This window comes from Candidatus Stygibacter australis, from assembly GCA_030765845.1.
GTDB classification, from domain to species: Bacteria; Cloacimonadota; Cloacimonadia; order Cloacimonadales; family TCS61; genus Stygibacter; species Stygibacter australis.
The window spans coordinates 19,384-31,942 of the sequence record JAVCDJ010000036.1 but is presented as its reverse complement, the minus strand read 5'-3'; the positions used below and the strand labels follow the sequence as shown (position 1 = coordinate 31,942).

Here is a 12,559-nt window from a genome sequence, read left to right as displayed (position 1 = left end):
CGCAAGAATTTTATGATGAATAAAAGAACTATTAAGATAATATTGTAAAGAGATTTTTTAAATTACTAAATACCTGGCATCCCCCTGTTTTTCTTTGAATTTTATATTATAAATAATTGAATTATAACATGTTACATCATGCAATTTAATCGAATTATATTACACCCTGAAGGGGTGATATTTCAATAGCCACGGGTAAAACCCGTGGAAAATAAAGCAACAAATATACCCCACCCCATCTCGTTTTCGGCTACGCCGAAAACGAGATGGGGTGGGGACTTCACGTGATTTTGAATCCATGGGTTTCACCCATGGCTATTATTGTGATGCCCCTGCAGGGCATTTTTGAAGTCAGTAAAATATTTTAATTTCGGGGGGATGCGTATTTATATTAAATACTTGTTGACACTTTTCTTAAAAAGTGGATATTATCAATAGTCAAGAATCTTTATCAGGGAGTTCTTATGAATAGTTGGAAAGAATGGTGTTTAATGATTCATAGAGACGATTCCAGAAGAGAAAGTAGGGAGGACAAATGTATAATGATCCAACCTTGATCGAGATATTACTAGTAGATGACGATCCGGGAGATATCGAATTGACCCGGGAAGCATTATCTACCTCGAAATTCAAACTACGAATTTCAGAAGTGCATAATGGGGTAGAATGCCTGGATTATTTACACAAAAGAGGAGAATACTCAGATGCACTAAAACCGGATCTGATACTACTTGATTTGAATATGCCTTTTAAGGATGGCAGGGAGACTTTAAAAGAGATCAAGGGAGATCCTGAGCTGAGAGTTATCCCTATAGTCATCTTAACTACTTCTGAAGATGATGAAGATATAGTGAAAACCTATGCCTCTGGAGCCAATTGTTTCGTAACAAAGCCAGTTGGTTTGGATCAATTACAAAAAGTGGTTAGTATGATAGAGAGTTTCTGGTTTACAATTGTGAAATTTCCAATAAAAGATGAATAAAAGAGGTTTTGACTATGTTGACTAAAGTCCTTTATTTAGAGGATGACATTGTTGATTATGAATTAGTGAAAGAATATTTGCAATTAGTAGAGACTTTCAACCATGATCTTATTCTGGTAAAAGATTTTGAGATGCTTCATTCAGAGTTATTTGCTTCCGGAAATAGTTATAATGTAATTTTAATGGATCTGGGATTGAAAGACAGTAGAGGAATAGAAACATTTGAACGGTATTTAGACCTGGGTCTGCAGATCCCGGTGATAATATTAACAGGTCTTGATGATGAGCTTACTGGATTAGAAGCGATAGCAGAGGGAGCTCAGGATTATCTGGTAAAGGGTAGATTCAATGAGATAACGCTGGTGAAAGCGATCCGTTATGCCATAGAGCGATCCAAAATAGAGAAGAAATTAGCTGATAACGAATTGCAGTACAGGACAATATTTGAATCAGTGACTGATGCCTTGATAATTCATGATAAAAGTGGCAGGATCATCGAGATAAATCCTGCTGCAACAGAATTATATGGATACAGCCGGGAAGAATTTCTGGATTTACAGGTTACAGATCTGGTGCATGAGGATCGGAAAAAGTTTGTTGAAGAGAGTATTATTAATATTTCTCAGGGATATGTCCACCGGGGGGAATCAAAAGATATTTGCCTGGATGGCAGGGATATCTACACATCAATTGTGAGTAAGCAGATTCATTATCAGGGTGAGGAAAAAGTACTTTCAGTTATACATGATATAACAGCCCTAAAGGAAACTGAAGAGAAGTTGAAGCGACATCGAGCTGAACTGGAAGAACAGGTGAAAGAAAGGACAGTAGAATTAAGGAAGAAATATGATGAGCTGGAACATCACTATACGCTGGTAATAGGAAGAGAGTTCAGAATAAAAGAATTACGGGATGAAGTGGCTGCTTTGAAGCAGGAAATACACAACATGAAATTCACCAGGAATGGTTAGGGTTGATGAAAGGGAGGTGTTAGTGACCAAGAAACTAAAAGATGTTATTGAACTTAAACAGGTAAAAGAAATACTTAATGATTTTTTTGAAGCGACCGGTTTTCCCATAGGAATAATTCAAACTGATGGTGAAATCGTAATAAAAAGTCGTTGGCAGCCTATCTGCGAAAAATTCCATCGGGAAAATACGGACAGTCTGAAAAACTGTCATGAGAGTGACAAAATGATTTATCAGCATCTTAATACTGAGAGTTATGTGGAATATAAATGCCTTAATGGGCTGGTAGATGCAGCGATACCGCTATTGATAGATGATGAACATGTGGCATCACTTTTTTTTGGTCAGTTTTTTTATGATGATGATGTACCGGGGGAAGAATATTTTATAAATCAGGCAAAGCAGTATGGTTTTGATGAAAAGGAATATATAAAGGCATATCAGCTGGTTCCAGTTTTTAGTCATGATCAGGTAAAGAGAGTAATGGGATTCTGCCGTTCCCTGGTGAACATGCTTGTGGATATGGGTCAAAAGAATCTGAAATTAAAAACTGCAATTGATGATCAGGCAGAAAATGCCAGGAAACTGATATTAAGTGAGCAAAGGTATAAAAATCTAGTGGAAACATCAATTGACCCGATTTTTACGATGAATAGAAGTGGGGAATACCTCTTTATAAATCAAGCAGCAGCCAGTCAATTGGGAGGAAAACCCGAGAATTTTATTGGCAGGAAAATGCAGGAATTTTTTCCAGAAAAAATAGCAAAGCAGCAATTATCCACAATTCAAAAGGTAATTGATAAGAATAATGTGATAAAAGTAGAAACTAAGACGCTGGTGAAGGGAGAAATTCGCTGGTATAGTATGAATATACATCCAGTGGAGGATGACGAAGGGAATGTGATATTTGCCCAGTCTGTTGCCAGGGATATTAGTGGGTTAAAGCAAATACAGGAAAGTATTGAAGAGCAGGGAAAATTTCTAGAGAGCATTTATACCGGGACATCAGCAGCAATATTTGTGATGGATGTAGCTCCTGATGGCAAATTTGTCTATAAGAGTTTAAATCCAGCCCATGAAAAGGTGTCAGGATTACGGTCTGAGGATCTGATAGGGAAAACACCTGATGATTTGGATGATGTGCTTTCAGCAGAAATTATTAGAGAAATAAAAGCCTATTACCAGAGTTGTCTCGATTGTGGAGAGAGCGTAAGTTATGAAGAAATGTTACCTATATTGGGGAAAAATATCTGGTGGTTGACTACTTTAACACCGCTCCGGGACGTCAGTAATCGGATCTTTCGCATAATAGGGTCATCAATTGATATAACTGAATTAAAAAAGGTGCAGCAGGAATTGGAATATCACCGAAAAAATCTGGAAAAGATGGTTGATCAGCAGACCCAGGAATTACAGGCAGCTAATGAGAAATTACGTGAAGGAGAAGAAAAATATCGCAGTATTTTTGAATCGGTAACTGATGCTATATTTATCTGCAATATGAAAGGAGAGTTTGTAGAAGTTAATCAGGCAGCTACAAGCATCTATGGTTACAGCAGGGAAGAGCTTCTAAAAATGTCACCTGCAGATCTGGTCCATCCTGATTATAGTGAAGTGCTTCAGGATTTTTTTACAACTGCTAGTGCCGGCAGATTATTTAAGGGCGAAACAATTGACATCGCCAAAAATGGTGACAGACTCAATTCATCCATAACTGGTAAAAGTATAATCTACAAGGGTAGCACTCACCTGATGGCAGTTGTGCATGATCTCACAGATCTTAGAAAGGCTCAAAGCCAGGTTGATAATTTCTTCAGCAATACCTTGAGTTTATTATGTATTGCAGGCACAGACGGATATTTCAAAAAAATCAATCCTGCCTGGGAAAAATTACTTGGTTATACCACAGAAGAGATCCTGGCAACTCCATTTGTGGATTTTAGTCATCCGGATGACATGGAACCAACCCTGCGGGAAGTAGAGAAATTATCTGAAGGTGCCAAGATGGCAAATTTTTCTAATCGCTATAGATGTAAAGATGGCAGTTATAAATGGTTGAGCTGGACATCAGTGCCAGTAGGGGATGTTCTTTATGCAGCGGCAATTGACATTACAGAGATGAAAGAATCAGAGAAGCGGTTAAAAGAAGAGAAAGAATTTACAGAAACAGCCGTAAATTCTTTGCCCGGCGTATTTTATATGCTTGATTCCAAAGCCAGTTTCGTTCGCTGGAACAGGAATTTTATAAAAATAACGGGCTATACTAATGAAGAGATGTCAAAGATCAGTGCCCAAAGCTTATTTCCCAAAGAAGAACAGGAAGAAATAGGTCGTGCAATTGGAAAAGTATTCAGCGAGGGGGAGTCAATTGTAGAAGGCAATATTATTACTAAATCAGGAGAATATGTTCCCTTTTACTTCACTGGTTACCGGATAGAAATTGATGGAGAAATTTATCTTGTAGGAACAGGAATAGATATAAGTGAACTTAAAGTAGCAGAGAAGAAGCTGCAGGGTATTATGTCAGAGCTGGAACGCTCAAACACTGACCTTGAGAATTTTGCCTATGTGGCATCACATGATCTGCAGGAGCCACTGCGTAAGATATCCAGTTTTACGAGTTTATTAGAGCAGCGTTATAAAGAATTACTTGATGAGCGTGGTTTGAAATACATGCATTATATTACAGATGGTGCTTCCAGAATGCAGAAATTGATCAATGGACTTCTTAAGGTATCTCGTGTGAGTACGAGAGGAAAAGAATTTGATAAAGTTGATATGAAAGAAGTTATGCATCAAGTGCTTGATAGTTTAAGTATGCTGATCAGAGAAAAAAGTGGCAACATTGTAGTAGAAAGTTTACCGGAAATATTTGCTGATGAAAATCAAATGATCAGTTTATTGCAGAATTTAATTGGTAATGCTTTGAAATTCTGCAAGGATAGAATTCCTGAGATAAAAGTTGCAGTTCAGGAACGTAAGCAGGACTGGCTTTTTACTATTGAAGATAATGGTATTGGTATTAGTCCTGATTTGCATGATAAAATTTTTATCATATTTCAGAGACTGCATAATAGAGATGAATACCCAGGGACAGGTATTGGGCTGGCAGTATGTAAAAAAATAGTAGAACGACATGGGGGTAATATCTGGTTGGAGTCTGAACCTGAAATAGGGACTAAATTCTATTTCACTATTAGTAAAAAAATAGGGATCAATAACTAAGGACAAAATAATGGAAAATGAAAAGAGATTTAAAAATGATGAAAAAAGAATGCAAATTGCAATCCACATATTAATGGGAGAATTGATTGTTCTTTCAATTCTCAATTTCATCGACCCTCATTTACTTTGGAAACACTTTGAATATATAAACTTCCCTATACATTCTTCAATTGAAGCAATAGGAGCATTAGCAGCAATGTTAATGGGATTTATGTCAATCAGGTTTTTGGTAGGAATTAAGGAACCAAGATATGTAATGATTTCATTAGGATTCATGGTGATGGGATGCTGGGATTTGTTCCATTCGTTTTTAAGTAGTGGGCATGGATTTGTATTAACCCATAATCTTTCATTGCTGAGTGGGGGATTTTTCTTTTTTCTGATCGTATTCAATTGGTCAGAAAAGTCTCGAAATAGAAAAACCATGCTAAAAATCCTGCTAATCGCAATTATCGTTGTTTTGGGATTATGGATTAAAAATTATCGCAATGCATTACCTCAGATGATTATGGAACATGAACATGAAGGACATATTGGTCACGCAAGTGGATTTACTCCATTAGCAAATGCCATGAATATCATCGCAGGATTTTTATTTTTTATAAGCAGTATCAAGGTATATATCGATTATCTGAAATATAAAAAAATAGGTCTCCTACTTCTTAGTTTTCTAGCGCTAATAACAGCCTGTGCAGGATTTTTATTTTCATATTCCGTTGTCTGGGCTGATAGCTGGTGGTTCTGGCATGTACTTAGGTTAATAGCATTCGTTGTGCTGATGGCTTATATGCTGGTCCAATTTTCTATCGTACTTTCAGAAAGGACAAGTAATCTAAAGGCAATGAAAGAAAGTGAAGAGAAATTCAGACGCCTTTTTGATTCTGAACCAGATGCCATTTTTCTTGCTGACCCCACTACTGGAATATTAATAGAGGTTAATAAAGCAGCAGAAAAATTAACAAAAAGATCATCTTCGGAATTAGTCGGAATGCATAAATCAAAACTTTATCCAATGGATAAAAGAGAACAAATTTCCGAAATGTTCAAAGAAATTGCCAGTATTGGTTCACAAAAGCCGCATGAAGTAGAAATAATAGACTCCAAGGGTATAATTATTCCAGTTGAAACCTTAGTTATGAAAATCCAAATAAATGATCGGCAGGTTTTAATTGGGATATTCAGAGATATTTCAGAGCGAATAAAATTACAAGAAGCTCGTCGTAAAACTGAAGCTAAATTCAGCCGATTCGTGGAACTTGTACCCATCCCACTTTGTAATATTGATCAGGTGACTGGAGAGATCAAATATATTAATAAGACATTTAAAAGTTTATTAGGTTATACTGAAGAAGATTTGCCGACAATAAACGAATGGTGGCAATTAGTATTTCCTGATGAGAGCTACCGTAAATGGGCTATTAATAATTGGGAAGAAGCAGTAAAAAGTGCCGTACTAAATGATACGGATATTCAATCAGACACTTATAAAGTGACCTGCAAAAATGGCGAAGTTCGTGAGATAATCATTGGTGGAGTATTGATCGAGAATGATATACTGGCAACATTTGTAGATATTACAGACTTGAAGAATGCTGAACGGATTATGCTGGAACAGCAGGATCAACTCACCTCAATGTTCAATGGGCTGGATGATCTGATTTATGTAGCTGACCCGGATACTTATGACCTGCTTTATATAAATGATGCCTTTGAAAGACTTTTTGGTAAAGACAATTTATCCCGAAAGTGTTATGAAGTACTGCAGGGAAAAGATTCACCCTGTCCATTTTGCACAAACAAAATTATTTTAGAAGAAAGACCCGGGGAATCCTATACCTGGGAATTACAAAATGAAAAAAATCATAAGTGGTATCGCTGTTTTGATAAAGGCATATTATGGTCAAATGGCAAGATGGTAAGATTCGAGATGGCAATGGACATCACTGATATCAAAGCAACCGAGCAGGAGATAATTGATGAGAAAGAGATGTTTGAATCTACCATTGACAGTATGCCGGGAATATATTATCAAATCAATATGAAAGGTAATTTTGTAAGATGGAATCAAATGTTTAAACAGGTTTCAGGATACAATGATGAGGAAGTGAGAGGGATGGTGGCTCTGAATTTATTCAATGACAATGATAAGGATAGAGTTGCCAGAGCGATGGAGGGAGTATTTAAATTTGGAGAAAGCGAAGTTGAAGCTGATTTTGTAATCAAATCAGGTGAAGAAATTCCATATCTCTTTACCGGCAGAAAATTTGTTATCAAGGGTGAACCTTTCCTTATAGGTATGGGACTTGATATCAGCAATCTTAAGACAATTGAAAAGAATTTACGGAAATCTAATAAGGAACTGGAAGCTTTTAATAGAATCGCAGTGGGCAGAGAAAAGCGGATGATAGAATTGAAAGAAATGATCAATCTTTTAAGCCGTCAACTTCATCGAGATGAACCATATGATCTGTCATTCTTACATCCTGAATCAGGAGATGATAAAATATGAGACATAACATAAATGAAATAATTGATATTGATCGACTTCAGAGTCTTATGGATAAATTCTTTTCAGTCACAGGAACTGGTACAGCCATTATTGATTTAGAAGGTGAAATGATCACTGCCAGTGGCTGGCAGGATATATGCACAAAATTTCATCGAGTAAATGCTGAAACCTGTAAAAATTGTCTTGAGAGTGATACAGCATTGGCAAATAGTCTGGCAAAGGGTGAAAAGTTTAATATTTATCGCTGCTTGAATGGTCTGGTTGATGTCGCTATGCCTATTCATATAGGTGGAACACATAGAGCAAATCTGTTTATCGGACAATTTTTAACCGATGAACCGGATCTGGAATTTTTTCGTAAGCAGGCAATAGAATTTGGCTTTCCTGAAAACGAATACTTAGAGGCTTTGGCAAAGGTTTCAATACTTACTGAAGCAGAAGTGAAAGCTAAGCTGGAATTTTTAACCGAAATAGCAGATTTTATCGGGGAGATTGGCATACATAAGCAGGAGACTATCACTGTTAAAAAAGAACTTGAATCTCGAGTAGAAAAAAGAACAAGAGCTTTGAAAGATGCTCAAATGGCTACTCTGAATATTATGCAGGATGTGGAAGAAGAGAGAAATAGAACAGAAAAATTGAATATTGATCTGCAAAAAACGAACCAGGAGCTTGAAGCTTTTGCTTACGTGGCATCTCATGATCTGCAGGAACCTTTGCGGAAGATTTCCAGTTTTACTGAACTCCTGGAAAAACGGTATTCTGAAAATCTGGATGAACGTGGTCTTAAATATATGAAATATATTACTACTGGTGCAAAAAGAATGCAGCAATTAATATCTGATTTATTGCAATTTTCTCGGATAGGTTCAAGGGAGAAACCCTTTGAAGCAGTTAATTTTAATGAAATACTAACTAATGTTATTGATAATCTGAGTGTTGTGATCGAAGAAAAGAAGGCAGTTGTCGACATTAACGAATTACCTACTGCTGTCGCAGATCAATCACAAATGGGTCAGTTATGGCAGAATTTACTGGGAAACGCCTTGAAATTTACCAGTGAGAAAGTACCGGAAATTTTGATTGGCAGCAAGGAAATGGCTGATTACTGGCTCTTTAGCATACGTGATAATGGGATTGGAATTGAACAGGAATATAAGGATAAGATATTTGTGATTTTCCAGAGATTGCATGATCGCGAGAGTTATACAGGTACCGGGATAGGACTGGCGATCTGTAGGAAGATAGTGGAACGACACGGAGGGGCGATCTGGTTTGAATCAGAACCCCGTGATGGAACTACTTTTTATTTTACTTTGAACAAGAATCTAGGGAATTAATAGAAATATCTTTACAAAAAAATGATACATATATAAAAATCTATGAAGATAAAAGAAAAGGAAGGGAAAATGACTAATGCTACTATGATAGAGATATTGCTGGTGGATGATGATCAGGGAGATATAGATTTAACACTGGAAGTACTTGAATTGTCCAAGATCAAACTTAACATCAATACAGTTAAGGATGGGGTAGAGTGCATGGAATATCTTCGCAAACACGGAAAGTATGAAAATGCTATTACTCCTGACCTGATTTTTCTTGATCTAAATATGCCCCGGAAGGATGGCAGAGTAACTTTGCAGGAGATCAAGGATGACCCTGAATTAAAACGGACCCCTGTGGTAATACTCACAACTTCCGATGCAGATAAAGATATTGTGGGTACTTACACAAGCGGGGCAAATTGTTATGTGAAGAAACCTGTTGGATTGGATGAATTTCAAAAAGTAGTTCAGACTGTTGAAAATTTCTGGTTTACTGTGGTCAAATTACCTACAAAAATATAGGCAGCTATGGAAAATTATTCGCAAGAAAAAGTAAAGATATTGCTTATCGAAGACGATATAGCAGATATTGAATTGCTTGATGCATATTTAAGTGATGTTGAGAATTTTTATTATGATCTCACATCAGTTTATTCTCTGGAAGAAGCCAGAGATGTTTTTACTGAGCAGGATTTTTCGATAGTGATAATGGATCTGGGACTTATTACTTCCCGGGGTATAGATACTTATCGAGCCTTCAGAGTTCTCAGAATTGATCTGCCGGTATTGATTGTGACGGGATTGAATGATCAGGAAACAGGTATGCAGGCTATCAATGAAGGTGCTCAGGATTACCTTGTTAAAGGGCAATTTGATGGTAACAGTATGGTGCAGGCAATACGTTATGCAATTGCCAGGTATCAAATAGAAGAAAAACTGAGAAAATCTAATAAAGAACTCAGGAGATTGAAAAATAATCTTGAACAGCAGGTAGCTAATACCGTAAAAATGATGATGGAAAAAGATTCTTCACTCATTTCGCAATCTCAGCAGATACTCACCGGTGAGATGGTCAGCAATATCGCAAACCAGTGGAAACAACCCCTGAATTCTTTGAGTATGATCATTCAGACGATCAAAGATGCTTATGACTTTGATGAACTCACACCCCAAAAATTCGATGAAAAGGTAAATTTAAGTATTGAACTTATTAATTTTCTGGCCAGGACCATTGATGATTTCAGAGAATATTTTCTGCCTGGAAAGCAAATGCAGATTTTTGATCTGCATACCCTTGTAGAAAAATCTATCGGTTTTGTTGAGTTCAGTTTTGAAGCAGATATGGTAAGAATTGAACTGGATTTTGAGAAAAATTGCACTGCAACTGGCTATCCCAATGAATATTCCCAGGCTTTTCTTAATATTATCAATAATGCCAGAGAAGTGATAAAAGAGCGAAATATTGAGAATTCGGAACGGATTGTGAAGATAAAAGTATTCATGGATAATGATAAATCAGTTCTCACAGTGGAAGATAGGGCTGGAGGTATATCACCAGAAAACCTTCCAAAAATATTTGAACCCTATTACACAACCAAGAAGGGTAAAGGTACTGGTGTTGGCTTGTATGTTGCCAAAAATTTAATAGAAAAAAATATGGGTGGCAGATTAACCGTAAGTAGCACAGATAAAAGCACCACCTTCAGAATAGAACTAAAGTAATATCCCAAACCAAGACCTTGCGAATGGTGCCTGCACCTTCGCAATGGTCGAACAGAGAACAAAGAATAGAACACTGATGACACTGATAACGCTGATCAACACAGATATGAAAACTATACCGACTGATTTTGCTTACTCCCTAAATAGTTAGCTTCTTTATTTCTTTCCAAGGATTGAAGAAGGCTTTTTCTCATGGTTAACCCCCTTTTAATCTATTACTGTAGAAATGGACTATTATTTCTACATCAATTGATGATTTTACCTGAATTACTGATGTTTTTATTTATTCTGGCAGAGAGAAGTAAAATGTAGCTCCCTTATCCTCTTCTGCTTCTGCCCAAACTTTTCCATCGTGCTTATGGATCACTTTATCTACTATTGCTAATCCCACGCCAGTACCCTCATAGTTCTCGGAATTTTGTAACCTCTGAAACACTATGAACAATTTCTGGGAATATTGATCATCAAATCCAATCCCATTATCTTTAACAAAATAGACTACCTGCTGTTCTTCTTTATAACAACCAACTTCAATTTTTGCTGGGTCTCTGAGATTCGTGAATTTTATGGCATTTGCTAGTAAATTGGATATTACGTGCTTTAAAAGTGATTCATCTGCTGCTATTGGAAGCAAAGAGTGACAGACAAAATCTATTTTTTGCTCAGAAGCTAAAGATTTTTGTTCTTCATACACGGATGTAAATAATTTATTCATATCTATCTGAGTTTTGACAATATTTTGCCTGCCTAAGCGAGAAAATTCCAACAAATCCTCAATTAACTCGCCCATTTTACGGGTGCTATCTACGATAATTTTGATCATGCCTTTACCTTCATCGTCTAATCTCTCAAAATAATCTTCATATAAAGCATAAGTAAAACCAGATATCGCTCGTAGCGGGGCTTTCAAGTCATGTGAGACAGTATAAGAAAACGATTCCATATCTTTGATTGATATTTCTAACTGGTGTGTGCGTTCCTTCACTCTATCTTCCAATTCATCATTCAATTGATGTATTTTAAGCTCGGCTATCTTTCGATCAGTGATATCTACTGCTACCAGAACAGCTCCCTGGATTGCTCCATTGCGATTTATCAAAGCTGAGCTTGATATCAAAGCAGGTACTTCATTGCCATCTTTCCTGATGATCACTGCTTCTATTTTATTAAAGGTGAAATTGTTTTTGTCTGAGGAACTATTATTTTCATTTAATGTATTCAGCCAGGGAGTATATAGATCATTTGTGAATAATTTTAAATCATTGGAACCGACCATTTCTTCAAATTTATAACCCCACAAATTTACGGCAGCGTTATTAACAGTCTTGATTTTACCATCCAGAGAAAATACTACTATCGAATCATTAACTGACATCAGGATGCTTTCCAGGTAATTCCTTGATTTCTCCAGTTCTATCTTATCCAGTAATTCCTTCTTTTGCTTATCAAGCTGCAAAAACACTTTTACTTTACTGTTCAGGTAAAATGGATTATAGGGTTTGGTTACAAAATCGACTCCTCCTGCTTCATAACCCTTAAATACATGTAATTCATCTGAATAAATTGCTGAAAGAAAGATCATGGGCAGGTGTTTTGTAAGTTGTTCATTTCTCAAATATTCTGCTAACTCATATCCATCCATCTCCGGCATTTGCACATCGAGGATTGCCAAGGCAAACTCATGGTTGAGGGTCGCTTTCAAAGCTTCATTGCCACTGCTGACGGAAATTATCTCTACGTCAAGTTCCTGCAGAACCTGCTCCAGAGCTATCAGATTTTCCCGCTTATCATCCACGATCAATATTTTCTGTCTATCACTCATAA

General features: G+C 36.6%; 8 protein-coding genes. 7 read left to right on the top strand and 1 reads right to left on the bottom strand.

Annotated features, from left to right (window positions below; all coding sequences use genetic code 11):
* The first annotated feature begins 535 nt into the window (after positions 1-535).
* The 7 genes from RAO94_02060 to RAO94_02030 are packed head-to-tail and all read left to right on the top strand — an operon-like array spanning position 536 to position 10,735.
* Complete coding sequence (locus RAO94_02060; protein ID MDP8321115.1) at positions 536-982, top strand: response regulator; 447 nt, start codon at positions 536-538, stop codon at positions 980-982.
* Between the two features lie 14 nt (positions 983-996).
* The gene (locus RAO94_02055; GenBank protein ID MDP8321114.1) at positions 997-1,953 is read left to right on the top strand and encodes a PAS domain S-box protein; all 957 of its coding nucleotides are present in this window, start codon (positions 997-999) and stop codon (positions 1,951-1,953) included.
* A 22-nt stretch (positions 1,954-1,975) separates the two neighbouring features.
* A complete protein-coding gene (locus RAO94_02050; protein MDP8321113.1) occupies positions 1,976-5,176 on the top strand; it encodes a PAS domain S-box protein in 3,201 nt (1,066 codons plus the stop codon).
* Between the two features lie 10 nt (positions 5,177-5,186).
* On the top strand, positions 5,187-7,685 hold the full coding sequence (locus RAO94_02045; protein MDP8321112.1) for a PAS domain S-box protein: 2,499 nt from the start codon (positions 5,187-5,189) through the stop codon (positions 7,683-7,685).
* Positions 7,682-9,025, top strand: coding sequence for a PocR ligand-binding domain-containing protein (locus RAO94_02040; protein ID MDP8321111.1), 1,344 nt, complete (start codon positions 7,682-7,684; stop codon positions 9,023-9,025). The genes RAO94_02045 and RAO94_02040 overlap by 4 nt, the downstream gene beginning before the upstream one ends.
* A gap of 42 nt (positions 9,026-9,067) precedes the next feature.
* The gene (locus RAO94_02035) at positions 9,068-9,535 is read left to right on the top strand and encodes a response regulator (protein ID MDP8321110.1); all 468 of its coding nucleotides are present in this window, start codon (positions 9,068-9,070) and stop codon (positions 9,533-9,535) included.
* 39 nt (positions 9,536-9,574) lie between these two features.
* Positions 9,575-10,735 (top strand): ATP-binding protein, encoded by a 1,161-nt coding sequence (locus tag RAO94_02030; GenBank protein ID MDP8321109.1) that lies wholly within the window; start codon positions 9,575-9,577, stop codon positions 10,733-10,735.
* Between the two features lie 283 nt (positions 10,736-11,018).
* Here RAO94_02030 and RAO94_02025 read toward each other — a convergent pair whose 3' ends face one another.
* The gene (locus RAO94_02025) at positions 11,019-12,557 is read right to left on the bottom strand and encodes a response regulator (protein MDP8321108.1); all 1,539 of its coding nucleotides are present in this window, start codon (positions 12,555-12,557) and stop codon (positions 11,019-11,021) included.
* Positions 12,558-12,559 lie beyond the last annotated feature (2 nt).

Bases quoted from the DNA above. Each gene is read 5' to 3' on its own strand.
- RAO94_02060 (MDP8321115.1), top strand. From the start codon at position 536: ATGTATAATGATCCAACCTTGATCGAGATATTACTAGTAGATGACGAT.
- RAO94_02055 (MDP8321114.1), top strand. From the start codon at position 997: ATGTTGACTAAAGTCCTTTATTTAGAGGATGACATTGTTGATTATGAA.
- RAO94_02045 (MDP8321112.1), top strand. From the start codon at position 5,187: ATGGAAAATGAAAAGAGATTTAAAAATGATGAAAAAAGAATGCAAATT.
- RAO94_02040 (MDP8321111.1), top strand. From the start codon at position 7,682: ATGAGACATAACATAAATGAAATAATTGATATTGATCGACTTCAGAGT.
- RAO94_02035 (MDP8321110.1), top strand. From the start codon at position 9,068: ATGAAGATAAAAGAAAAGGAAGGGAAAATGACTAATGCTACTATGATA.
- RAO94_02025 (MDP8321108.1), bottom strand. From the start codon at position 12,557: ATGAGTGATAGACAGAAAATATTGATCGTGGATGATAAGCGGGAAAAT.